The 24720-nt window shown below is 72.5% G+C and carries 18 protein-coding genes and 1 other RNA gene; 13 read left to right on the top strand and 6 right to left on the bottom strand.

Annotation, left to right across the window (positions count from 1 at the left end; genetic code table 11):
* Positions 1 to 51: 51 nt before the first annotated feature.
* From ABZ172_RS19435 to ABZ172_RS19420, 4 genes are all read right to left on the bottom strand, one after another.
* Positions 52 to 978, bottom strand: a complete 927-nt coding sequence (locus ABZ172_RS19435; protein ID WP_356884958.1) for a carbohydrate ABC transporter permease — start codon at positions 976 to 978, stop codon at positions 52 to 54.
* 100 nt (positions 979 to 1078) lie between these two features.
* Positions 1079 to 2446 carry a sugar ABC transporter permease gene (locus tag ABZ172_RS19430; protein ID WP_356884957.1) on the bottom strand — a complete coding sequence of 456 codons (1368 nt, stop codon included), beginning with the start codon at positions 2444 to 2446 and terminating at the stop codon, positions 1079 to 1081.
* 4 nt (positions 2447 to 2450) lie between these two features.
* Positions 2451 to 3815, bottom strand: a complete 1365-nt coding sequence (locus ABZ172_RS19425; RefSeq protein ID WP_356884956.1) for an ABC transporter substrate-binding protein — start codon at positions 3813 to 3815, stop codon at positions 2451 to 2453.
* Positions 3816 to 4076: 261 nt separating this feature from the next.
* Complete coding sequence (locus ABZ172_RS19420; protein WP_356884955.1) at positions 4077 to 7364, bottom strand: FHA domain-containing protein; 3288 nt, start codon at positions 7362 to 7364, stop codon at positions 4077 to 4079.
* A 430-nt stretch (positions 7365 to 7794) separates the two neighbouring features.
* On the opposite strand from ABZ172_RS19420, the gene ABZ172_RS19415 reads away from it, so the two are divergent.
* The 4 genes from ABZ172_RS19415 to ABZ172_RS19400 all read left to right on the top strand — a co-directional run bounded on the left by ABZ172_RS19415 (position 7795) and on the right by ABZ172_RS19400 (position 13255).
* On the top strand, positions 7795 to 9435 hold the full coding sequence (locus ABZ172_RS19415; protein WP_356884954.1) for a serine/threonine-protein kinase: 1641 nt from the start codon (positions 7795 to 7797) through the stop codon (positions 9433 to 9435).
* Between the two features lie 147 nt (positions 9436 to 9582).
* Positions 9583 to 10821, top strand: coding sequence for a serine/threonine-protein kinase (locus ABZ172_RS19410; RefSeq protein ID WP_356884953.1), 1239 nt, complete (start codon positions 9583 to 9585; stop codon positions 10819 to 10821).
* A gap of 70 nt (positions 10822 to 10891) precedes the next feature.
* Entirely contained in the window at positions 10892 to 11998 is a 1107-nt protein-coding gene (gene prfB, locus ABZ172_RS19405; protein WP_356884952.1) for a peptide chain release factor 2, read from the top strand.
* 354 nt (positions 11999 to 12352) lie between these two features.
* Positions 12353 to 13255 carry a hypothetical protein gene (locus tag ABZ172_RS19400; RefSeq protein ID WP_356884951.1) on the top strand — a complete coding sequence of 301 codons (903 nt, stop codon included), beginning with the start codon at positions 12353 to 12355 and terminating at the stop codon, positions 13253 to 13255.
* A gap of 154 nt (positions 13256 to 13409) precedes the next feature.
* Here ABZ172_RS19400 and ABZ172_RS19395 read toward each other — a convergent pair whose 3' ends face one another.
* Complete coding sequence (locus tag ABZ172_RS19395) at positions 13410 to 13601, bottom strand: hypothetical protein (RefSeq protein ID WP_356884950.1); 192 nt, start codon at positions 13599 to 13601, stop codon at positions 13410 to 13412.
* Between the two features lie 313 nt (positions 13602 to 13914).
* On the opposite strand from ABZ172_RS19395, the gene ftsE reads away from it, so the two are divergent.
* The 5 genes from ftsE (at position 13915) to ssrA (ending at position 17869) form a co-directional block, all read left to right on the top strand.
* The gene (gene ftsE, locus ABZ172_RS19390) at positions 13915 to 14604 is read left to right on the top strand and encodes a cell division ATP-binding protein FtsE (RefSeq protein ID WP_014046319.1); all 690 of its coding nucleotides are present in this window, start codon (positions 13915 to 13917) and stop codon (positions 14602 to 14604) included.
* Between the two features lie 73 nt (positions 14605 to 14677).
* Positions 14678 to 15598, top strand: a complete 921-nt coding sequence (gene ftsX / locus ABZ172_RS19385; protein ID WP_031100677.1) for a permease-like cell division protein FtsX — start codon at positions 14678 to 14680, stop codon at positions 15596 to 15598.
* Positions 15599 to 15666: 68 nt separating this feature from the next.
* The gene (locus ABZ172_RS19380) at positions 15667 to 16854 is read left to right on the top strand and encodes a S41 family peptidase (RefSeq protein WP_356884949.1); all 1188 of its coding nucleotides are present in this window, start codon (positions 15667 to 15669) and stop codon (positions 16852 to 16854) included.
* Between the two features lie 18 nt (positions 16855 to 16872).
* A complete protein-coding gene (smpB, locus tag ABZ172_RS19375; RefSeq protein ID WP_356884948.1) occupies positions 16873 to 17361 on the top strand; it encodes an SsrA-binding protein SmpB in 489 nt (162 codons plus the stop codon).
* Between the two features lie 120 nt (positions 17362 to 17481).
* Positions 17482 to 17869: a transfer-messenger RNA gene (gene ssrA / locus ABZ172_RS19370) on the top strand.
* 166 nt (positions 17870 to 18035) lie between these two features.
* Here the strand turns inward: ssrA and ABZ172_RS19365 are convergent.
* The gene (locus ABZ172_RS19365) at positions 18036 to 19232 is read right to left on the bottom strand and encodes an MFS transporter (protein WP_356884947.1); all 1197 of its coding nucleotides are present in this window, start codon (positions 19230 to 19232) and stop codon (positions 18036 to 18038) included.
* Between the two features lie 84 nt (positions 19233 to 19316).
* On the opposite strand from ABZ172_RS19365, the gene ABZ172_RS19360 reads away from it, so the two are divergent.
* The 4 genes from ABZ172_RS19360 (at position 19317) to ABZ172_RS19345 (ending at position 24578) form a co-directional block, all read left to right on the top strand.
* Positions 19317 to 20285 (top strand): LysR family transcriptional regulator, encoded by a 969-nt coding sequence (locus ABZ172_RS19360; RefSeq protein WP_356884946.1) that lies wholly within the window; start codon positions 19317 to 19319, stop codon positions 20283 to 20285.
* Between the two features lie 166 nt (positions 20286 to 20451).
* Complete coding sequence (locus tag ABZ172_RS19355) at positions 20452 to 21108, top strand: hypothetical protein (RefSeq protein ID WP_356884945.1); 657 nt, start codon at positions 20452 to 20454, stop codon at positions 21106 to 21108.
* Entirely contained in the window at positions 21109 to 23304 is a 2196-nt protein-coding gene (locus ABZ172_RS19350) for a glycosyltransferase (RefSeq protein ID WP_356884944.1), read from the top strand.
* On the top strand, positions 23301 to 24578 hold the full coding sequence (locus ABZ172_RS19345; RefSeq protein WP_356884943.1) for an acyltransferase: 1278 nt from the start codon (positions 23301 to 23303) through the stop codon (positions 24576 to 24578). The genes ABZ172_RS19350 and ABZ172_RS19345 overlap by 4 nt, the downstream gene beginning before the upstream one ends.
* Positions 24579 to 24720 lie beyond the last annotated feature (142 nt).

The raw sequence follows: 24720 nt of genomic DNA, 5'->3' as shown, positions 1-24720 counted from the left end.
CCGCGGTTCCGGACCGCCGGGCCGGCGGTCCGGAACCGCTGACGGCGCCCGCTACTTGACGGCTCCGGCCATCACCCCGGAGACGAACTGCCGCTGGAACGCGAAGAACACCGCCAGCGGGATCACCATGGACACGAAGGCGCCGGGCGCCAGCACGTCGATGTTGTTGCCGAACTGCCGGACCTGCTGCTGGAGCGCCACGGTGATCGGCGGGGACCCGGAGTCCGCGAAGATCAGCGCGACCAGCATGTCGTTCCACACCCAGAGGAACTGGAAGATCCCCAGCGAGGCGATCGCGGGACCGCCGAGCGGCATCACGACCCGGGTGAACAGCCGGATCTCGCCCGCGCCGTCCAGCCGTGCGGCCTCCAGCAGCTCGCGCGGGATCTCGGCGAAGAAGTTCCGCAGCAGGAAGATGGCGAACGGCAGGCCGAACGCCGTGTGGAACATGATCACGCCGAAGGTCGTCTCGAAGATCCCGATGGTGCCGAAGAGTTCGGACACCGGGATCAGGGCGACCTGCACCGGGACCACCAGCAGCCCCACGACCACGAGGAACCACCAGTCGCGGCCGGGGAACTCCATCCAGGCGAAGGCGTAGCCGGCGAGCGAGCCGATCACGACCACCAGGAAGGTGGCCGGGACGGTGATCAGGACCGTGCTGAACAGGGAGTTCGTGATGGTCGAATTGTCCAGCAGGCGCTGGTAGTTGTCGAAGGTCAGCTCGGAGGGGACGGTGAAGACCTTCCACCACCCGGTCGCCGCGATGTCCTCGGGCCCGCGCAGCGAGGAGAGCAGCAGCCCGACGGTGGGCATCAGCCAGAACAGGCCCACCAGGATCAGGAAGACCCGCATGGCGCCGCCCCCGGCCCGGGCGGCGATCCGTGCGCCGAGGGACTCCCCGGCCGCCGCGGGCGCCTTGCCCGCCCCGGCTGCCGGCCGGTCCCGTCCGGCCCGTGAGGTCTCGGTCGTCGTCATGTGCGCCCCTCCTTCCGGGTCCGGTGAACGGTGCTGTGTGCGTGCGGGGAGGTTCCCCGGTGCCCCCGGCCGGGGGCGGCCGCGGTGCGGCGCTGCGCGGTCACCGGCGCCCCTCCTTCCGGATCCGGCGGATGTTGAAGAGCATCACCGGGATCACCAGGAGCAACAGCAGCACGGCGATCGCGCTGCCGACCCCGAGATCCGCGTCCGTGCCGAACGAGGAGCGGTACAGCTGCAGGGCCAGGACGTTCGCGTCGTCCTGGGAGGACCCCGGCGCGATGATGAAGACCAGGTCGAAGATCTTCAGCACGTTGATCATCAGGGTGACCAGCACCACCGCGAGCACCGGTGCCAGCATCGGGACCGTGATCCGGCGGAACACCTGCCACTCGTTCGCGCCGTCCACCCGGGCCGCCTCCAGGAGTTCACGCGGCAGGCCCGCCAGGCCCGCGGCGATCAGCACCATCGCGAACCCGGCCCACATCCAGACGTAGCTGCCGATGATCCCCGGCGTCACCAGGGACGGGCCCAGCCAGTCGACGCCGTTGTACGGCTCACGGAAGTTGTCCGCGGGCAGCCGGAGCACGGACCCGTCGGCCGAGGCCGGCAGGGTGAACACGCCGTCCGCCCCGGCCGTGGCCGTGGCGACGACCTTGCCGTCCTTCACCGCCTCGACGGTGATGCCCTTGAGACCGAGCTCCTTCGGGTCGACGACGTTGGGTTTCCCGCCGCCGCCCCTGGTGAAGTCGAGCCAGGCCGTCCCCGTGACGCCGTCACCGGAGGCGGTGGCCGCCTTCGCGGGTGCGGCGTCCCCCGGCATCTTCGCGGGGGCCACACCGACCAGCGGCAGGTTCACCGGCCGGCCGGCGCGCACCGGTTCCTTCGTCACGAAGGAGCCGACGCCGCCCGCCTTCAGCGGATGGACGGGCAGCGGATGCGCCTTCGGGAAGCCCGAGGACTCGGCGAAGGTGTCGTGCACCCCCACCGCCACGGCGTTGGCGACACCGCGCTCCGGCGCCTGTTCGTACACCAGTCGGAAGATGATGCCCGCGGCCAGCATGGAGATCGCCATCGGCATGAAGACGATCAGCTTGAACGCCGTGCCCCACCGGATCCGCTCGGTGAGCACCGCGAAGATCAGGCCCAGCACGGTGGCGACGGTCGGCGCGAACACGACCCAGACGGCGTTGTTCTTGACCGCCGTCCGGATGGTGTCGTCCGTGAACAGGGCCCGGTAGTTGTCCAGGCCGGCGAACGCGGTGCCGGACTGGTCGAGGAACGAACGGTAGACGGAGTACACGATCGGATAGACGACGAGGGAGCCGAGCAGCACCAGGGCGGGCAGCAGGAACACCGCCGCGACGGCCCGCCGGGTCCCGGTCACGCTCCCGCGCCGTCGTCCGTCCGTGCCGGGACGCTTGTCGGCGGGGGGCGCGGTGCCGGCGCCCCCCGCTGTCGCTGTGGTCATCCCGTCAGCTCTTGTACGCCTTGGCCGCGTCGGACTCCAGCTTCGCTTGAGCCCCTGCGACGTCCTTCGGGTTCTTCAGGAAGTCCTGGAGGGTCTTCCACTCGCCCTTGCCGGGCGTCCCGCCGAACGACTGCGGGGCCTGGTCGGACATGTCGAACCGGACGTCGTCACCGGCGGCGATCAGCGCCTCGGCGATCGTGCGCTGCACGTCGTTCGGGTACGCGGCCGCGTCCAGTTCCTTGTTGGGGGAGATGAACCCGCCCGCCTCGGCCCAGATCTTCGCCGCGTCGGTCGAGGCGAGCCAGGTCAGCAGCGCCTGGGCGCCCTTGCTGTCCTTGAGCGCCACGGCCGCGTCGCCGCCCGTCACCACGGGGGAGTCCGCGCCGACCGCGGGGAACGGGAACACCTTGGCGTCCGTACCGATCTTCGCCTCGGTCTGCGCGATGTTGACGGAGACGAAGTCTCCCTCGAAGACCATCGCGCCCTTGGGCTGGTCCCCGCCGGTGAACGTCTGGGTGACCGACACCGGGAACTCGGTCTGCAGGGCCCCGTCGGCGCCGCCGGAGATCAGGCTCGGCTTGCCGAAGAGCTCGGCGAGCGTGGTCAGCGCGTCCTTGACGGACGGGTCCGTCCACTTGATCTCGTGCCGGGCCAGCCGGTCGTACTTCTCGGGCCCGGCCTGGGAGAGGTAGATGTTCTCGAACCAGTCGGTGAGCGTCCAGCCGTCCGCGCCGCCGACCGAGACCGGCGTCACGCCGGAGGCGGAGATCGTCTCGGCCGTGGCGATGAAGTCCTTCCAGGTCTTCGGCTCGCTCGCGCCCGCGTTCTCGAACGCTTGGGCGTTGTACCAGACCAGGGACTTGTTGGCGGCCTTGAAGTAGACGCCGTACTGGGTGCCGTCGACCGCGCCGAGGTCCTGCCAGATCTTGCCGTAGTTCTTGCTCAGCTCGGCCTTGGCCTCCGCGCCCACCGGCTTGGCCCACTTCTTGGCCACGGCCTGCTGGATCGCCCCCACCTGGGGGATCATCGCGACGTCCGGCGGCTGGCCGCCCGCGATCTTCGTACCGAGGAAGTTGACGATCGGGTCCTGGGCCGGCACGAAGGTGACCGTGGCACCGGTCCGCTTCTCGAACTCCGCCAGGACCTTGGTGAAGTTGTCCTGCTCGGGGCCGGTCCAGACCGCGGCCACCGATATCTTCTCGCCGTCGAGCTTCGGCAGGGTGACGCTCGGCGCGCTGTCCTCGCTCGTGCCGGTGCCGTCGCCGGCCCCGCCCTTGCCGCCGTCGTCGCCACCGCACCCGGTGAGGGCCAGCGCCCCGATCGCGGTGCACACCACTGCGGCCCTACGCATGCGAAGGGTTCTGCGCATTCCTGCCCCGTCTCTCCTGCGCGCGGATGAGCGGTGACCGGTACCGGCGGGAGAACCCGTCGGTACCGGTCACCTCTCACATCGTGCGGTTCACGTCGTCCGTGCGGACAGTCCTATGCCCGGCACACCCGGGCCGCAAGACCACCGCCCACGTCAACTGCGTGATCGTGATGGGCTCGTGACGTGCTGACAGGGAGGCTCCGGCGCACGTCCGCGGAGCCGGCCCCGCGCCCCGGGGGAGGGGGAACGCGGGGGACGGGGCTACGGAATCAGCGGGGGGAGCGGCTCCGCGTCCACCGAACGGGCGGCCCGCTCCAGGGCGCTGGCCAGCAGGGCCAGGTCGGTGGGGCCGTTGCCCAGCTCGCGGACCGGGCGCCGGGCCGGCGGATCACCCATCCGTTCCCACTCCAGCGGCACGACGACGGGGCGCAGGGTCGCCGTGCGCGGGATACGGCCGGTGACCCGGCCGCCCTGGAACGGGGTCACCCGGCCGTCCGGATGCCCCAGCCGCCCCCGGCCCGGCGCGGCCTCGTCCGGGGACGGGGGCACGACGGGCGGGTCGAGCACGATGCGCAGCCGCGCGCCCCTGGCCAGCTCCGTGTCCTCGGTGCGGTCCGGGCGTGCGGACGTGGCGACCAGGTGGACGCCCAGCCGTCCGCCGTCCCTGGCCACGGCCTCCAGCACCCGCACCACGGACCCGGCGGACGGGCGCCCGGGGCTGCCGAGCGCCGGGGCGACCAGCGCGTCGAAGTCGTCGGCGAGGACGACCAGCCGAGGGAGCGGCGAGGGACCCGGCTCGGCCGGACGCGCCGCGGCGGGTCTCAGCCGCAGGGTGCCGGTCGACTCGACGTCCCCGCGGGGGTCGGCGGCCTTCGCGGGGCGGCGCCCGGCGGAGGCCTGGGACTCCTCGTACCGGGCGTGCCACGCCGCGAAGTCCAGGGTGCCCAGGAGCTCCGCGCGGCGCTTGAGCTCCCCGCCCAGCGCCTGCGCGAACTCCCGCATGCGCCCGGGGTCGGAGGCCACCAGATGGGTGAAGGCGTGCGGCAGCTCCGTGCAGGGGCGCAGCCCCTCGCCACGCTCCCCGCGTTCGCCGCCCGCCCCGTCGATGAGGAGGATGCCGAGCCGGTCCGGGCGGGCGGCCGAGGCCAGCGAGGCGGCCACGGCGCGCAGCAGTTCCGTACGGCCGCTGCCCGCGGGCCCCTCGATCAGCAGGTGCGGGCCCTCGTCGGCCAGGTCGACGGAGAGCGGGCCCCGGGGACCGGCGCCCAGCACGAGCACGGGGCGGCCCGCGGAGCCGGCGGACACCACCGCCGGACCGGTCTCCGCCGCCCCGCTGTCCCGCCGCTGCGCGCCGATCAGGGGCGCACCGCCCTCCCCGGTCCCGGCGGCCGGTCCGCCGCCCCGGAACGGGGTGCGGCCGGAGTCGGGGGACTCGCGCTGCGCGGCCACCCGGGGACCGGTGCTCAGGGTGCGGCCGGAGCTCGTCGTCCCCAGGTCCGCGGTGCCGGCGGAGGCGGCCGGGCGGGCCGAAGCAGCCGGCTGGTCCTCCGCCGCGGAGGCCCAGCGGGTCATCAGCGAGGCCGGGGTGGCCCGGGCGAGGCCCAGCTCGTCCAGCAGCCGGGCGGACGGCGGCAGGGCGGCGGCCGCGGGACGGCCGGGCAGCGCGGCCCCGCCCTCGTCGCGCAGCGGCGCGAGGGCGCGGCCGAACCGCTCGGCCCAGGCCGCCGACACCGCGTCCACCGCGGCGACGGTGCCGTGGCCCGCCGCCCGGCCGCCCGCGGTGCGCAGCAGCCGCAGCGCCGTCGCCACGTCACCGCTGAGCATGGCGACCGCACCGCACTCCCGGAAGGCGATCGAGGCCCGGCAGGCGGTGTCGTACGTCGCGGCCACCGGGGACGTCGGGGAAGCGGCCGGGGCCTCGGCCAGGCAGATCAGGTGGATGCCCGAGCCCGCCCCGGCACCGGCCAGCCCGGCCGTCGTCTCGCGCAGGGCGGCGGAGCCGGGATCGCCGTCCACGATCACCACGGTGTACGGCCCGGTGTGCCGGCGGGCCGCCTCGGCGACGGCCGCCGGGTCGGCGCTCGCCCAGCCGGGCCCCAGCGGCCCCTCCTGCATCCGCCGCTCCAGCTCCGCCGCGCGGGCCCCCGCCTGCTCACGGTCGTACGCGAGGAGCAGCCGGCAGTCCTGGCCGTGCATGGGGCGCACATGGGGCAGCCAGCCGAGCCAGGACCACTCCCGCCGCCGCTCCTCCGGGCTCCGCGCCCGGTCCGCGCTGATCAGCACGATCTCCAGGTCGAACGGGGAGTGCAGGGCGGCGAGCTGCGCCACCGTCGACCGGGCCAGCCCGGCGAGCCGCGCGCGGGGGCCGGCGAGTCCGAGCGAGCCGGCCTCCAGCAGGCCCACGGTGACCGGTACGGCGGGCAGGTCGGCACGCTCCGTCGTCCCGAGCCGCACGACCAGGGCCTCGGGGTGCGCGGTGCCGCGTTCCCACAGACGGGGTCCGGGGCCGAGCGCGGTGAGGAGCACGGTCGCGGGGTCCGGCCAGGTCCCGGCGGGGGCCGGGGAGGGGGTGTGCGCGGCGGGGGCGTGCGCGGGGTCCTGTCCGGCCGTGGCGGGGCCGTCGTACGCCGTCCCCTCGGCCTGTTCCTCCTTGCCGCCGGTGAGCCGCCGCGCCCAGGCGCCTATGCCGCCGCGTCTGGGGGACTCCGGGTCGGTGAGCTGCTCGCCCCGGCCGTGGGTGACCGCGGGGGGCGGCGCGGCGTGGCCGGCCGGACCGTCGGTGCTGTCGGTGCCGTACGTCTCGTGCCCGGGACCGGCGGGACCGGGGGTGCGGTGGCGCTCCTCCCCGCCGGAGGGGGCCGCGACCGTCTCCCGCTGCGTCCCGGGGTGGTCCGGGGCCTCCGGGCGGGTCACCCGGAGGTGGCCCTCGCCGTCGGGCGTCGTCGTCAGGGTGGGCGTGCGGGTGCCGGGGGTGAGCCGCAGGGTGGACTCGCCGAGCCGCAGCAGCGCGCCGGGGGCCAGCCGGACCGGCCGGTCGTGGACGTCCGCGCCGTCCAGCGAGGTGCCGTTGGTGGACCCCAGGTCGGCGACGGACACCCGGCCGTCCTCGGCGACGGTCACGGCGCAGTGCAGCCGCGACACGTCCGGGTCGTCCAGCGGTACGTCCGCCTCGGCGGAGCGGCCGATCCGGATCCGGCCGCCGTGCAGCAGGTGGACCCCGCCCGCGTCCGGCCCCGCGACCACGTGCAGCCGTGCGGGAACCGGGTCGTCCGCCGCCTCGTCCTCCCCGGGCACCTGGAGCGACAGCACCGTGCCGTCCACCAGGGGCGGCTCGCCGAGGGCGCAGCGCTGCGGGTCGAGCCGCTCGCGCCCGGCGTACAGCACGGTGGCGCCGCCGCCCAGCGAGCCCTCGGGGCCGGAGACCGCCGTGGCCAGACCGGACACGACGGCGGCGAGGGCCGTCCCGGCCGGGGCGGTCACGAGCACGTCGCAGGCGTGCGCCGGGGTCTGGCCGCTGCGCGGCGCGAGGACGGTCAGCCGGATCTGCATCGCCGTCAGCGGTCCCTTCTGCGCGGGGTGCCCGGCAGGGGTACGGCCCTGTGATTCCCCCCACCCGGCACGGACGCGTCGTCCGGTACAGGTCGTCACGGCACCCGGGGTCGCCGACCCCGGGGTTCCGTGCTGGAGGCATCCTCGCACCTGCCACGGACAACACGCCCGGCGGTGACCGCTTAGTGATCTTGAATGGCCGAGTGTGGGGCAAAAGTGCCTGCTTGGTCCCGTGGGGGACGTGATGCACACTCGTTCGGCAACCAACTCTTCCGAGTGTGCGTCTTCCTGCTGACACGGCGGCAACACGGCCGGAGGACCACCGGACGACGACCGGCCGGTGCCCCGTACGGCGGCATTAGAGTGGGCCGGAACATCCGGGCGGGGCCGGGGGGTCCGCAAGCACAACGACCAGCAGGGAGCGCATGACGTGCGGCCGGTAGGCAGCAAGTACCTGCTCGAGGAGCCGCTCGGACGCGGCGCCACGGGCACCGTCTGGCGAGCCCGCCAGCGGGAGACCGCGGGCGCCGAGGCGGCCGTCGCCGGGCAGCCCGGTGAGACCGTCGCGATCAAGGTGCTCAAGGAGGAGCTCGCCAACGACGCGGATGTCGTGATGCGGTTCCTGCGCGAGCGCTCGGTGCTGCTGCGGCTCACCCACGCGAACATCGTGCGCACCCGGGACCTCGTCGTCGAGGGTGACCTCCTCGCCCTGGTGATGGACCTGGTCGACGGCCCCGACCTGCACCGTTACCTGCGGGAGAACGGCCCGTTCTCCCCGGTCGCGGCCGCTCTGCTCACCGCGCAGATCGCGGACGCGCTGGCCGCGAGCCACGCGGACGGTGTCGTGCACCGGGACCTGAAGCCCGCCAACGTGCTGCTCGACGAGCGCAACGGCGAGATGCACCCGATGCTCACCGACTTCGGCATCGCGCGCCTCGCCGACTCCCCGGGCCTGACCCGGACCCATGAGTTCGTCGGCACGCCCGCCTACGTGGCACCCGAGTCGGCCGAGGGCCGTCCGCAGACCTCCGCCGTGGACGTCTACGGCGCGGGCATCCTGCTGTACGAGCTGGTCACCGGCCGTCCGCCGTTCGGCGGCGGCACCGCCCTGGAGGTCCTGCACCAGCACCTCAGCGAGGAGCCCCGCCGCCCCAGCACCGTGCCCGAGCCGCTGTGGACGGTCATGGAGCGCTGCCTGCGCAAGGACCCCGACCAGCGGCCCAGCGCCGTGAACCTCGCCCGTGCGCTGCGCACCGTCGGCGAGGGCATCGGCGTCCACGCGAACTCGGCGCAGATCGCAGCCGCCGAAGGGGTGGGCGCGCTGCTCGCCCCCGACCCGGCGCCCGCGGCCGTCCCGGAGACGCCGGGCGCCTCGGACGCGACCCAGGTGCTGCCGAGCACCGCCGGTTCGTACGACCCCGCGGCGCCGACCAGTGTGATGCCGCAGACCTCGGGCGGGGGCGGCCAGGCCGACCCGACCGCGATGATGCCGCCCGTGCCCCCGCACCCCGACGGCCCGCCGCGGCCGGACGACCCGCACCCCTGGCAGTCCCAGCTCCGGGCCGCCCGGGACCGCAACGAGCAGACCCAGGTCCAGTACCTCGACCCGAGCCAGGACCCGCTGCGCCGACGCCCCCAGCGCCGGCAGCCGGCCCCGGAGCCGCAGTCCCGGCAGCCGCAGGGCGCCCCGCACTACCCGCAGCAGCAGCCGCAGAGCTATCAGCCCTCCCGGCAGCAACAGCAGCAACAGCAGCAGCGCCCGCAGCGTCAGCAGCGGCAGCAGTACGCACCCCCGCAGCAGCCCGCTCCCCAGCCGCCGGCCCCGCGCCAGCCGAGGCAGCGCAGCGCCAACCCGATGCGCATCCCCGGCCTCGGCTGCCTCAAGGGCTGCCTGTTCTCGGTGGTGCTGCTGGTCGTCGCCGCCTGGCTCATCTGGGAACTGACCCCGCTCCAGGACTGGATCGCCCAGGGCAAGAGCTTCTGGGACGCCCTGGGGGACGGCATCGGCACGGTCACCGACTGGTTCAAGGAGCTCGGCGGGAGCGGCTCGGGCGACCCGATGAGCCAGTAGAAAGCCACCGTTCCGTGTCTTTGTCGACTTCTGCGGACCCAATTCGCCCGCAGAAGCCGAGGTTGGCGCCATCCCGGGCACGCAGCACCCCGTTCGCCGCGTAACTTTGTCGACCGGGGGTCAACGCCAGCCGCTGAGGGAGCAGTCTTGGCACGGAATATCGGCAGCCGGTACACCGCCCACCAGATCCTGGGGCGCGGCAGCGCCGGCACGGTGTGGCTCGGCGAGGGGCCCGAGGGCCCCGTCGCCATCAAGCTGCTCCGCGAGGACCTCGCGTCCGACCAGGAGCTCGTGGGCCGCTTCGTACAGGAACGCACCGCCCTGCTCGGGCTCGGTCATCCGCACGTCGTCGCCGTCCGCGACCTCGTCGTGGACGGCACCGACCTCGCCCTGGTGATGGACCTCGTGCGGGGAACGGACCTGCGGACCCGCCTGGACCGGGAGCGCCGTCTCGCGCCCGAGGCCGCCGCGGCGATCGTCGCGGACGTCGCCGACGGCCTCGCCGCCGCGCACCGGGCCGGGGTGGTGCACCGCGACGTCAAGCCGGAGAACATCCTGCTCGACATGGAGGGCCCGCTCGGTCCCGGCGGTTCGCACCCCGCGCTGCTCACCGACTTCGGTGTGGCCAAGCTCATCGACACCCCGCGCCGCACCAGAACGACCAAGATCATCGGTACGCCGGACTACCTGGCCCCCGAGATCGTCGAGGGGCTCCCGCCGCGCGCCGCCGTGGACATCTACGCCCTCGCCACCGTGTTCTACGAGCTGCTCGCCGGCTTCACCCCCTTCGGCGGCGGTCACTCCGGGGCCGTCCTGCGCCGCCATGTGACCGAGACGGTGGTCCCGCTCCCCGGCATCCCCGAGGAGCTCTGGCAGTTGCTGGTCCAGTGCCTGGCCAAGGCCCCGGCCTCCCGGCTGCGCGCCTCCGAGCTCGCGACCCGGTTGCGGGAGCTGCTCCCGCTCCTGTCCGGGATACCTCCCCTGGACGTCGACGAGCCGGACGCCGGAACCGAACCGCAGGCCTACGACGAGCAGCAGTACACCCCGGCGCCCGAGGAGCCCCGCCGCCGCGGCGCGGTCCCGCTGGTGCCCGGCTCCTCCCCGGACTCCAACCGGGACACCCACACGAGCATGCGCGTCCCGGCGCCCGACGAGCTCTCCGGCGGCCCGCTCGGCACGGCCCGCGCCCCGCGCTCGCCGGGCCGGCCGCGTCCCGGTTCGGCCCGCAACCGCTCGGCGGCCGTCCGCAAGCGCCGGATCACCCTGGGCGCGGCGGCCGTGGCCCTGTGTGCGGCGATCGGGGTGGGCGGCTGGTTCGCCACCGGCGGGGACGACCCCGGCTCCGCCCCCGAGGACACCCGGAACTCGGCCCCGACGGCCCCCTGAGAGGGGGGTGAGGAGGGGCCGGGGACCGGGGGAGGGACAGCTTCACTCGTCCAGCCGTTACGCTGGACCCGTGGCAGTCGTCGATATTTCCGAAGAGCTGAAGTCCCTCTCCTCGACCATGGGGTCGATCGAGGCCGTCCTGGACCTGGATGCGCTGAGGGTCGACATCGCCGCGCTCGAGGAGCAGGCGGCGGCGCCGTCCCTCTGGGACGACCCGGAGGCGGCGCAGAAGATCACCAGCAAGCTTTCGCACCTCCAGGCCGAGGTCCGCAAGACCGAGGCCCTGCGCGGCCGCATCGACGACCTCGAGGTCCTCTTCGAGCTCGCCGAGGACGAGGGCGACGCGGACGCCCTCGCGGAGGCGGAGAGCGAGCTGGAGTCCGTCCGCAAGGCGCTGGACGAGATGGAGGTCCGCACGCTCCTCTCCGGCGAGTACGACGCGCGCGAGGCCCTGGTCACGATCCGCGCCGAGGCCGGCGGCGTCGACGCCGCCGACTTCGCCGAGAAGCTCCAGCGCATGTACCTCCGCTGGGCCGAGCGGCACCACTACAAGACCGAGGTCTACGAGACGGCGTACGCCGAGGAGGCCGGCATCAAGTCGACCACCTTCGCGGTCGAGGTGCCCTACGCCTACGGCACGCTCTCCGTCGAGCAGGGCACGCACCGTCTCGTGCGGATCTCCCCCTTCGACAACCAGGGCCGCCGCCAGACGTCCTTCGCGGGTGTCGAGGTGCTCCCCGTGGTCGAGCAGACGGACCACGTGGAGATCGACGAGTCCGAGCTCCGCGTCGACGTCTACCGCTCCTCGGGCCCCGGCGGCCAGGGCGTCAACACGACGGACTCCGCGGTCCGTCTGACCCACCTGCCCACCGGCATCGTCGTCTCCTGCCAGAACGAGCGCTCGCAGATCCAGAACAAGGCGTCCGCGATGAACGTCCTCCAGGCGAAGCTCCTCGAGCGCCGCCGCCAGGAGGAGCAGGCGAAGATGAACGCGCTCAAGGGCGACGGCGGCAACTCCTGGGGCAACCAGATGCGTTCGTACGTCCTGCACCCGTACCAGATGGTCAAGGACCTGCGTACGGAGTTCGAGATGGGCAACCCGGAAGCGGTCTTCAACGGCGAGATCGACGGCTTCGTCGAGGCCGGTATCCGCTGGCGCAAGCAGAACGAGAAGTAGCGGCACCCGTCAGGCCGCCGGGCCCGGACAGAATCCTCTGTCCGGGCCCGCCGCTTTCCACCCCGTCGCGGACGGGCGGTGGTCGGGGGGAAGTTGTGCCGAATGAGTCACAGTCGTGATTCCGAATAGCCGTCAAGAGCCCTCATAGCGGACGGTATGCCCCCGGAACGGCCTTGACGTGGCCCTTATCTCTGGCCAGGCTGCTGGAGCAGCACGTGTATGTCTGGGACAGGTGTGAACGGGGACGGGTGGGACGACCACGTACGGCGTGGGCCCCGCAGCGAGCGTGACCCCGCAGGGCCGAGGACCGCATACGGCTGCTCCGACGAGCTCAGCTACTGGGGGTAGCAACAGATGACGAAGAAGACGCGAATCCGCGTCGCGCGGATAGCCGCTGGTGCGGTTATCGCAGCGGGTGCCTCGCTCACCGCGGCGGGCGCCGCGCAGGCCGCCGGTCTCAACCTGAACATCGGGGTGGACGCGAACGAGACCAGCACCCAGACCACGGACGACGACGGCCTGATCGGTGGCCTCATCGGCGGTGTCGACGGCGGTGGCGAAAGTGGTGCCGGCGGCGTCGACGGCGGTGCTGACGGCGGCACCGACGGCGGTACCGACGGTGGTGTCGACGGCGGCACTGACGGTGGTGCCGATGGCGGTACCGACGGCGGTGTGATCGGCGGCGTGATCGGAGGCACCGACGGCGGTGCTGACGGTGGTACCGATGGCGGCACTGACGGTGGCACCGATGGCGGTACCGACGGTGGCACCGACGGTGGCACTGACGGCGGTACCGATGGCGGTACTGACGGCGGCACCGACGGTGGCACCGATGGCGGTACCGACGGTGGCACTGACGGCGGTACCGATGGCGGTACTGACGGCGGCACCGACGGTGGTACCGATGGTGGCACCGACGGCGGTACCGATGGTGGCACCGACGGTGGCACCAGCTCCAACGGTGGCACCAGCTCCAACGGCGGTGCCGATGGTGGCACTGACGGTGGCACTGACGGTGGGACCGACGGCGGCACCGGTGGCTCCACCGGAGACCCGTCCTACCCGGACGCCGACGACAACACCGACACGGACAGTGTCGGCAACCAGCCGGTCGAGCAGGGCAAGGGCAAGGACGAGCTCGCCGAGACCGGTGCGGCCGAGACCACGTTCCTGCTGCTCGGTGCGGCCACGATGATCGCGGGTGGCATCGGCTTCCGCCTCCTGCCGCGTCTGGCCGGCGGTCGCACGACCGCCTGACGTCCGTCAGCGCACGCTGAAGGGCCCGGGAGAGCCGTCACGGCCTTCCCGGGCCCTTTCGTGTGTCCAGGCGCTCCTGGGGGCGTACGCGCACGTACGCCCCCGCGGGCGGCGAGGCCGCCCGCGGGGGCGGTCCGGGGGTCGCGGCCCCCGGTCAGACGGCCTGGTGCGCCAGCAGGGCGAGAGCGGCCACCAGGATCACCATCAGCGCGACGAGCATCGCCGGATTCAGCCCCGCGAAGGGGCCCTGCTCCTGCATCCGCTCCCGGCTCGCCCGGCAGACACGGCAGCGGCCCTCGCTCACGGGCGCCGCGCAGTTCGCGCACACCAGTCGGTCATAGGTCATGCGCAGTCCTCCTCCCGCGCGGCGGGAGCCGCATTCGCGTTCTCTCCGCACAACGCTCCGGGAAACGCAACTGTTCCCCCTCCCACTGTGCCAGCTCGGGCGGGTTTCGGCGCGGCCCGTCCGGGCGGAGAGACGCCCCTTCGCGCGCGGTGGACCGGCGCCGGACGGTGGAACGGCCCTTCGCCCGGCACGCCCCGGTTCGTTCCCTGCCGCTTTCCGTCATAAATCGCTCATTGCCGGACGCCGAATACACGCGCTCACCCGGTTCGCGTATGGTCACGCTCACCTACCCCCGGCCGACCGTGGTGCATCCGTGATCCGATTCGACAACGTCTCCAAGACCTACCCGAAGCAGAGCCGTCCCGCTCTCCGGGACGTCTCACTCGACATCGAGAAGGGCGAGTTCGTCTTCCTGGTGGGCTCCTCCGGCTCCGGCAAGTCCACCTTCATGCGGCTCATCCTCCGTGAGGAGCGGGCCAGCCAGGGCATGGTCCACGTGCTCGGCAAGGACCTGGCGCGGCTGTCCAACTGGAAGGTGCCGCAGATGCGCCGCCAGCTGGGCACCGTCTTCCAGGACTTCCGCCTCCTGCCCAACAAGACCGTGGCCGAGAACGTCGCCTTCGCCCAGGAGGTCATCGGCAAGCCGCGCGGCGAGATCCGCAAGGCCGTGCCGCAGGTGCTCGACCTGGTCGGACTCGGGGGCAAGGAGGACCGCATGCCCGGCGAGCTCTCCGGTGGTGAGCAGCAACGTGTCGCGATCGCGCGGGCGTTCGTCAACCGCCCCATGCTCCTGATCGCGGACGAGCCGACCGGCAACCTCGACCCGCAGACCTCCGTGGGCATCATGAAGCTGCTGGACCGGATCAACCGGACCGGCACCACCGTGATCATGGCGACCCACGACCAGAACATCGTCGACCAGATGCGCAAGCGCGTCATCGAGCTCGAACAGGGCCGTCTCGTGCGCGACCAGGCGCGCGGCGTCTACGGCTACCAGCACTGAGAAGGGCGGGCCGGTGGAACGATCCGCCGGCCCTCCGCGCCTCTGCACGAGCATCGAGTACTGAAAGGACGCCATGCGCGCCCAGTTCGTCCTGTCGGAGATCGGCGTCGGTCTTCGTCGCAACCTCACGATGACCTTCGCGGTCGTGGTCTCCGTCGCCCTCTCGCTCGCCCTGTTCGGCGGTGCGCTGTTGATGCGCGAGCAGGTCAGCTCGATGAAGACCTACTGGTACGACAAGGTCAACGTCTCGATCTTCCTCTGCAACAAGAACGACGCCAAGGACGTGCCCAAGTGCGCCAAGGGCGCGGTCACGGCGGAGCAGAAGAAGGAGATCAAGGCGGACCTGGAGAAGATGGAGGCCGTCGAGAAGCCGGTCCTCTTCGAGACCGTCGACCAGGCGTACAAGCACTACCAGGAGCAGTTCGGCGACTCGCCGATGGCCGGCAACATCACGCCGGACCAGATGCAGGAGTCCTTCCGGGTCAAGCTGAAGGACCCGCAGAAGTACAAGGTCGTCGCGACGGCCTTCGCGGGGCGTGACGGCGTGCAGTCCGTCCAGGACCAGCGGAGCATCCTGGACAACCTCTTCGGGCTGATGAACGGCATGAACGTCGCCGCGATCTTCCTGATGGGGCTGATGCTGGTCATCGCGCTGATGCTGATCGTGAACACCGTCCGCGTCTCGGCGTTCAGCCGGAGACGGGAGACGGGCATCATGCGGCTGGTGGGAGCCTCGGGCTTCTACATCCAGATGCCGTTCATCATGGAGGCCGCGTTCGCCGGGCTGATCGGCGGACTGCTCGCCTGCGTGATCCTGATCGCGGCCAGGTACTTCCTCATCGACGGCGGTCTGGCGCTCCAGGAGAAGCTGAACCTGATCGACTTCATCGGCTGGGAGGCCGTGCTCACCAAGCTTCCGCTGGTGATCGCGATCGGGCTGCTGATGCCCGCCGTGGCCGCTCTCTTCGCATTGCGCAAGTACCTCAAGGTGTGATGAGCGCCCCGTTCCGCATGCGGCGAACGCGCCGTGTGCGAGCGGGGCCTTGTCCTAGACTCGGCGGCATGCCGGGCCATACGCACCACGTGAATCCCCGCGGGATCTGCCGCGGGGCGGCCCTGACGCTGGTGTTCGCGAGCGTGCTGGCCACCGCCGCCGCCACCGGGTCCCTCCCCCGGGAGGACGACACGGGCACGGAGATAGAGACGCGTTCGGTGTCCTCCACCGTCCGCCCGGTGGACCGTGACGAGATCGCGCACGCGGCGGCCGACGCGGAGGCCGACGGCAAGTCCGGCACCGACGCCGCCGAGGAGGTCGTCAGCCGCAGCGGCGACCGCTGGGGCGCGGTGTACGACGAGCGGGAGTTCGAGGAGTTCGAGCAGGCCCTGGACGGCTCGTACACCGGGGTCGGCGTCTCCGCCCGCCGCTCGGCCCGCGGCGAGGTCGTCGTGACCGGGGTCCAGCGCGGCGGACCGGCGGACCGGGCCGGTGTGCGCAAGGGCGACCTGCTGCGCACGGTGGACGGCCGTCCGGTCGAGAAGCGCCCCGTCGCCGAGGTGGTCGCCCAGCTGCGCGGGGACCGCACGCAGGCGGCCGAGGGCTCCACCGTCGCCCTCGGGGTCAGCCGCGGCGGGCACTCCTGGACCACGACCCTGCGCAGGGCCCGGCTCAGCACCGACCCGGTCAGCGTCCGGCGGCTCGGGCGGTCCCCCTCGGCGGCCGTGCTGATCAAGGTGGCCGCCTTCACCAAGGGCGCCGGCGCCGCGGTCCGCGACGCCGTCGACGAGGTGCCCGAGGACGCGGGGATCCTGCTCGACCTCCGGGCCAACTCCGGCGGACTGGTCACCGAGGCCGTCACCGCCTCCTCCGCCTTCCTGGACGGCGGGCTGGTCGCCACCTACGACGTGCACGGCGACCAGCGCGCCCTGTACGCCGAGCCCGGGGGGAACACCGAGCGGCCCGTGGTGGTCCTGGTGGACGGCGGCACGATGAGCGCCGCCGAGCTCCTGACGGGCGCGCTGCAGGACCGGGGCCGGGCGGTGACCGTGGGATCGCGCACCTTCGGCAAGGGATCCGTGCAGATGCCCAGCAAGCTCCCCGGCGGTTCGGTGGCCGAGCTGACCGTGGGGCACTACCGCACCCCGGCGGGCCGCAGCGTCGAGGGGGGCGGCATCACCCCGGACGTCGGAGCGGGCCCGGAGGCCCAGCAGCGGGGCGAGACGGTATTGAGTGGCCTCGGGGGTGGGTCTTAGTGCGAAAATGACCGCACTATGGCCAAGGACAAAGACACCGGGCGCAAGATGATCGCCCAGAACAAGAAGGCGCGGCACGACTACCACGTCCTCGACACCTACGAGTGCGGTCTCGTGCTCATGGGTACCGAGGTCAAGTCGCTGCGGATGGGCAGGGCGTCGCTGGTCGACGGCTTCGTCCAGATCGACAACGGCGAGGCGTGGCTGCACAACATCCACGTCCCGGAGTACGTGCAGGGCACCTGGACCAACCACGCGGCCAAGCGGAAGCGCAAGCTGCTGCTGCACCGGGCCGAGATCGACAAGCTGGAGTCGAAGTCGCAGGAGACGGGCCACACGATCGTGCCGCTCGCGCTGTACTTCAAGGACAGCCGCGTCAAGGTCGAGATCGCGCTCGCGAAGGGCAAGAAGGAGTACGACAAGCGCCAGACACTGCGCGAGAAGCAGGACACGCGGGAGACGAACCGCGCGATCTCGGCGGCCCGCCGGCGGCAGCGCCAGGCGTAGTCGCCCCCGGACCGGGGCCCGCGCCCCGGGGCAGCCGGAATACGGTGGCATCCGCGTGCGTCGGTCACGTACGATGGGTCGTGCACCTCAGCGAAGGTGCGACGATTGAAAAAACAACATGGGGATGATCGGTTTCGACAGCGGATGTCGAAGCAGGGGAAGCGAGTCGAGGAAGCGGCAATGATCTCGTAAACCATATGTCGCAACCAATAATCGCCAATTCCAAGCGCGATTCCTCCGCCTTCGCCCTCGCTGCCTAATTAGCAGCTAAGCGAAGACTCTGCGGAGTGTCAGCCCGGGGGTGATCCCGACCCGGATCCTGGCATCATTCAGGGATCTAAACTTCTGAGCCCGGTCACGGGGTTCTGAAGGAAATCAAACAGTGACTGGGCCTGTCGGAGGCTTGTTCGCGTGACCTCCGGGGCCGAGAAAAGCGTAGCGAACTGCACTCGGAGAAGCCCTGGTTCCGCACCGTTGGACGCGGGTTCGATTCCCGCCATCTCCACAATTCCCATGTGAACGAGGACCCCGTTGCCACCGGCAGCGGGGTCCTCGTTTTGTTGTGCGGCGGGTCCGACCGGGCCCCCTGTGTACGGCGGGGCCGACCGGTTTCCCGTGTGCGGCGGGCCCGACCGGATGGACCGCCCCGCCCGTGTCCCGTGCGGCGGGTCCGCTCAGGCGTGGCGTGTTCCCGCGGCCGCGACGGCCAGGGCGAGGGCCGCCGCGCACACCGGCGCCGCGTATCCGGCGACCGTCCCGGCGTGCTCCACCGTCCAGCCGCCCGCCGCCGATCCCGCCGCCACCCCGCCCAGCAGTGCGGTGACCGCGAGCGTCATCCCCTCGTTGAGCCGGTCCTGCGGGGTGAGCCGCTGGATCAGCGTCATGCCGGTGACCATGGTGGGCGCCGTGGCCGCCCCCGCCAGCAGCAGGCAGCCCGCCAGCAGGAGCAGCGAGTCCGTCGCGGCCGCGGCCAGCAGCGGGAGGGACATCAGCGCGGTCATGCCCGTCAGGCACAGCAGCAGCCGGCGCCCGGCGCGGGCGGCGGGGCGCAGCGAACCGTAGAGCAGCCCGGCCACGCAGGAGCCGCCGGCCTGGAGCGCGAGGATCGCGCCTCCGGCGTGCGCGATGGAGACGACCTCCATCGAGCCGAAGACCGCCCCGGTCGCCAGGAACACCGCGAGCAGGGCGGCCATGCCCGGGGTGCGCAGCGGTGAGCCGCCCCGTGTGCCGGGGGTCACCGGCGGTTCGGTGGCACGCTGCGCGGCGAAGAGCAGGACGCCGGTCATCAGCAGGACCGCGCCGGTGAGGGTGCCGGCTTCGGGGAAGAGGGCCCCGCACAGCGTGGCGGCCAGGACCGGGCCCAGCATGAAGCACAGCTCGTCGGCCGCCTGCTCGAAGGAGTTGGCGGTGTGCAGGGCCGCCGGGTCGCCCCGGTGCAGATGCGCCCAGCGGGCCCGCGACATACCGCCGGTGTTCGGGGTAGTGGCCGTCGCGGCGTAGGCGGCGAAGAGCGTCCAGACCGGCGCGTCGTGGTGCACGCAGAGCACCAGGGCCAGCGAGCCGAGCACGGCGACGGCGGTGGCGGGCACCGCGACCCTGGCCTGGCCGTACCGGTCGACGAGACGGGCCGTCCAGGGGGCGACCACCGCCGTCGCGGCCAGCCCGGTCGCGGTGACGGCACCGGCGAGGGCGTACGAACCGTGCGCCCCGGCGATCATGATGACGGCGCTGACGCTGAACATCCCCATGGGCAGCCGGGCGAGCAGATTGCCCGCGGTGAAGGCGCGTGCGCCGGGGGTGGCGAGCAGCCGGAGGTAGGGGTTGGACGGGCCGGCGGCGGCCGGCGGGGCGGCGGTGGTCTCAGGGGGCACGACCACCACCCTCGGGGCGCGTGCTCCTCGGTGTCCAACACCTGTTCGGAGCCCATTGACGCGCCCCTGTTGTAAATTCTGCCGATGACCGCGCCCGATCTCGATCCCCGCCTCCTCCGCGCCTTCGTCACCGTCGCCGGGGAACTGCACTTCACCCGTGCCGCGGCCCGCCTCCATGTGGCGCAGCAGGCGCTGAGCCGGGACATCCGCAGGCTGGAGCGCGAGCTGGGCCGGGAGCTGTTCGTCCGGACCACCCGGCAGGTGTCCCTGACCGCGGACGGGGAGCGGCTCCTGCCGTACGCCCGCCGGGTGCTCGACGCGCACGCCGCGCTCCGGGCCGCCTGTGCGGACCCGGCGGGCCGTCCGCTGCTCGTCGACCTCAACACCGACGGGATGACGGCCGCCCGGGTGCTGGCCCGGGCGCGGGAGCGCGCCCCCGAGTGCGAGCTGATGGCCCGCTTCGAGAGCGGACTGACGTGGGCGGCGGACGAGGTGCTCGCCGGGCGGCTGGACGTCTCCTTCGGACGCGCCGCCGGACTCCGCCCCGCGGTCCTCTCCCGGCTCTCCGTACAGCCGGTGCGGTACGAGCCGATGGCCGTGCTCCTGCCGAACGATCACCCTCTGGCCGGGCGTGAAGCGGTCGCCCTGTGCGATCTGGCCGGCGAAACCGTCTACGCGGGGGCGGGCAATGAGCGGACGCTGGAGTGGACCGATCTCGCGGCGGCGCTCTTCGCGGAGTGGGACATCGTGCTGGCTCCGCCCGCGCCCCTCGCCGTCGGTGTGGCCGAATTCCAGCGGGTCATGGCGAGGACGGGGCATCCGGTGCTGGCCGTTGAGGGGTTTCCGCCGCTGCCGGGGACGGTGCTGCGCCCGCTCGTCGGGCCCGTTCCGCTGTCCCCGCTGCTGATGGTGTGGCGTGCGGGACTCGACCATCCCGGCCTGTCCGCACTGCGCGCGGCGGCCGCCGAACTCGCCGAGACGGAAGGGTGGCTGAAAAGAATCCCTGGCTCCTGGCTGCCTGCGGTGGATGCGTCACTCATGCGTCACTGTTGATGAACAACAGGTGATAACGCCCTTGTTGAGATCCCCTCTTGCGCTACATTCAGGGCTTCGGGTGCTCGTGGAGCGGCGCACGTACGGGGTGGGGGCCCTGGACGTTGGCATGATTCCAGTCATTCCACGGCACCTGTTTCCTTGACTGGGGGATGTGCGAACACCTGTGGAAAATTGGCGCGAAGGTGCCCGAACCGGGCACACGCATGAATCGAGCGACGTCACCGTCCCACTGGACGGACTGGGGCGTCAGCTCTCCGAACTACCTGTCGAACCCGGCCCGCCGGATCCTGCGGACGGGCCGGTCTTCGTCGACGAGAGCGGCCGGCGCAGCAAGACGTACCGGCGTGTGGGCTGGGTGCTCGCCTCGGTCTGCGCCGTGTACGCGGTGACGCTCGGGGTGGCCGTGCTGGGAGGGAACTCCAGCGCTCCCTGGCTGCCGCTCTCCGGCCCGGACAAGAAGCACGCGGCAGAGGTCGAGGTGCGGCCCGCGCCGAGCGACGTGGTGTCCGGGGACCCCGGAACCACGCCCGGTGCCTCCGCGCCGTCCTCCGGGGCGGCCGCGGTCCCCGCCGCGGCCGGCGCCCCGGCGTCCGGCACAGCTGCCCCGGCCGGGCCCGGCGCGAGCGCCTCGGCCTCCGCGTCCGTCAGGCCCACGCGGGGCGCCGCCTCCTCGGCGCCCGCCCCGCGGGCCTCCGTCTCCGTACCGCCGAGCGGCGGTCCGTCGCCGTCGGTCGTCCCCGAACCGTCCGTCGAGGAGAGTCCGCCGACGTCCCCGGACCCCTCGGAATCACCGGTGCAACCACAAGAAGGCGCCCAGTAGATGACATCCCCCGTTGCGCGGGGCAGGCACAACCGGAGGAAGAAGAAGCGGACGGGCAGGCGCGGGTTCCCCCTGCGCTACCTGCTTCCCTCGCTCCTCCTGGTGGCCCTGCTCGCCATGCTCATGCTGCGCGGTTACGTGCACAGCGAGATACTCGCCGACCACCGCGTCCAGCCACCCGCGCCCACCGACCGGGTGCCGGACAAGGTGCTCGAAGGCGGTCCCGTCATCGACGCCCGCGCGGGTGGGGACGCCACGACGCTCCGGATACCCGACCGCAGGATCGTCCTGACCTTCGACGACGGCCCCGACCCGGTCTGGACCCCGCGCGTCCTGGACGAGCTCAAGAAGCACCACGCGCACGCCGTCTTCTTCGTCACCGGCACGATGGCCTCGCGCCACCCCGGACTCGTGAGGCGGATGGTGGACGAGGGCCACGAGATCGGGCTGCACACCTTCAACCACCCCGACCTCTCCTTCCAGTCCACCGACCGGATCGACTGGGAACTCTCCCAGAACCAGCTGGTGCTGGCGGGCGCGGCCGGCATCCGCACGTCCCTGTTCCGGCCGCCCTACTCCTCGTTCTCCGACGCCATGGACGACAAGTCCTGGCCGGTCACGCGGTACGTCGGCAGCCGCGGCTACCTCACCGTCGTGAACAACACCGACAGCGAGGACTGGAAGCGTCCCGGCGTGCCCGCGATCATCGAACGCGCCACGCCGAAGCGCGACGAGGGCGCGGTCATCCTGATGCACGACTCCGGCGGCGACCGGTCCCAGACCGTGGCCGCCCTGGGCCGTTTCCTGCCGCGTATGCAGGAGCGGGGCTACGAGTTCACCAACCTGACCTCGGCGCTCGGCGCCCCCAGCGCCCACACCCCGGTCACCGGGTCCGCCCTGTGGAAGGGCAGGGCGTTCGTCGCCGCGGTGGAGATCTCCGAGCGCGTCACCGGTGTCCTGGTGGCCGGTCTCGCGGTCGTCGGCGTCCTCGTGATGGTCCGCTTCGGACTGATGCTGCTGCTCTCCTTCCTGCACGCCAGGAAGGTGCGCCGCAGGGACTTCCACTGGGGCAAGGAGCCGTTCACCGCCCCGGTCTCGGTCCTCGTGCCCGCGTACAACGAGCGCGCGTGCATCGAGGCCACCGTGCGGTCCCTGGTGGCCGGCGACCACCCGATCGAGGTCCTCGTCATCGACGACGGTTCGACCGACGGCACGGCCGACCTGGTCGAGGCGATGTGGATACCCGAGGTCCGGGTCCTCCGCCAGCGCAACTCGGGCAAGCCCGCGGCCCTCAACCACGGGATAGCGAAGGCCCGTCACGACATCATCGTCATGATGGACGGCGACACGGTCTTTGAACCCGCCACCGTGCGCGAGCTCGTGCAGCCGTTCGCCGACCCCCGGGTCGGCGCGGTCGCCGGCAACGCCAAGGTCGGCAACCGCGACTCGCTGATCGGCGCCTGGCAGCACATCGAGTACGTGATGGGCTTCAACCTCGACCGCAGGATGTACGACCTCCTCGGCTGCATGCCCACCATCCCCGGCGCCGTCGGAGCCTTCCGCCGGGACGCGCTGGACCGCATCGGCGGCATGAGCGAGGACACCCTCGCCGAGGACACCGACGTCACCATGGCACTGCACCGCGACGGCTGGCGCGTCGTCTACGCCGAGAACGCCCGGGCGTGGACCGAGGCCCCCGAATCCGTGCAGCAGCTCTGGTCGCAGCGCTACCGGTGGTCCTACGGCACGATGCAGGCCATCTGGAAGCACCGCCGCGCGCTCGTCGAGCGCGGGCCCTCGGGCCGGTTCGGCCGGGTGGGGCTGCCGCTGGTCTCCCTCTTCATGGTCGTCGCCCCGCTGCTGGCGCCCCTGATCGACGTGTTCCTGCTGTACGGGCTGGTCTTCGGCCCCACCGGGAAGACCGTCGCCGCCTGGTTCGGGGTCCTGCTGGTGCAGGCCGTCTGCGCCGCCTACGCCTTCCGGCTCGACCGGGAGCGCATGACCCACCTGATCTCCCTGCCGCTCCAACAGGTCCTCTACCGGCAGCTGATGTACGTCGTGCTGCTCCAGTCCTGGATCACCGCGCTCACCGGGGGCCGGCTGCGCTGGCAGAAACTGCGCCGCACCGGCGTGGTGGAGGCGCCGGGCGGGACCCCGAACCGGCGCAAGGACACCGAACGGAGGCCGGTGGCATGACCGTTCACGACCGGGGCGGGCCCGACCCGTCCGTGCACGCCCGCACCCTGCCCCTCCCGGCGGCGCACCCGGAGCGCCCGGGTCCCACCGTGCCCGCCCCGGCGGAGCACCCGGAGCGCAGCCCCGCCGCCGGGACCCCCGGCCCGCGCGCCAGGCCCGGGCGGGACCGCTACCTGGACCTGCTCAGGGCCGTCGCCCTCGTCCGGGTCGTCTTCTTCCACCTGTTCGGCTGGGCCTGGCTGACCTTCCTGTTCCCGTCCATGGGCGTGATGTTCGCCCTGGCCGGTTCGCTGATGGCCCGCTCGCTGTCCCGCCCGGCCGGCGGCGTCCTCCGCGGCCGGCTGCGCAGGCTGCTCCCCCCGATGTGGCTGTTCTCGCTCGTCGTCGTACCGGTGATGTTCGCGCTGAGCTGGCAGCCCGTCCGGGAGGAGGGGCTGTGGTGGTTCGTCAGGCTCGGCAGTTACGTGGTCCCGCTCGGCTCGCCGCCCTTCCCCGAGGAGAGCGGTTCGGCCGGCGGGTGGCTGGAGCTGAGCTGGGCCGACCAGGCCGCGGGGCCGCTCTGGTACATCCGGGCCTACCTCTGGTTCGTCCTCGCGTCGCCCCTGCTGCTCAGGGCGTTCCGCAGGCTGCCGTGGGTCACCCTGGCGGCCCCGGTCCTCCTCACCGCCGTCATCGGCACCGGCCTGGTGACGGTGCCCGGCACGTTCGGCGAGAGCCTCGTCGACTTCGCCGTGTTCGGGTCCTGCTGGGTCCTGGGATTCGCCCACAACGACGGCCTGCTGAAGGAGGTCCCGCGCTACCTGGCGGTGTCGTCCGCCGCGCTCGTCATGGGCTTCGGCCTGTGGTGGGCGTCCGGGCACCTCACGGAGGAGGGCTGGAACCTCGACGAGATCCCGCTGGCCCAGTCCACCTGGTCCCTGGGCTTCTGCGCGATCCTCCTGGTCTACGCCCCGTCCTGGCAGAAGCTCCCCGGCCGGCTCGCGGGCTGGGACGGCCTGGTCACCCTGGCCAACAACCGGGCCGTGACGATCTACCTGTGGCACAACCTGCTGCTGATCGCCGCCGCGCACCTGGTGGACCTGCTGTGGTCCGTGCCGTGGCTCGGGGACACGTTCAGCACCCGGATCGAGCAGTCGTACGATGTGCTCATCCTGATCGTGATCTGGCCCCTCATCGGGCTGGCGATCCTGGCGTTCGGCTGGGTCGAGGACATCGCCGCCCGGCGCCGTCCGCGCCTGTGGCCGACCGGCGGGGGCCGCACGCGCGGGGCCTGACCGGCCGTGCGGGGGTGCGGCACACGTCGCCGCACCCCCGTACGGCCGCCCCTCCTCCCCACCCTGCTCACCGCTCCGCCGGCGGGCGGGTGAGAGCGAGGTTGCGCACCGGTCACCTCACGGCACCGCGCCGAAACGCGCA

The sequence above is a fragment of the Streptomyces sp. NPDC006296 genome, from assembly GCF_040613235.1.
GTDB lineage: Bacteria > Actinomycetota > Actinomycetes > Streptomycetales > Streptomycetaceae > Streptomyces.
The sequence above is the reverse complement of the archived record's forward strand: the minus strand, read 5'-3'. Positions and strand labels throughout refer to the sequence as shown.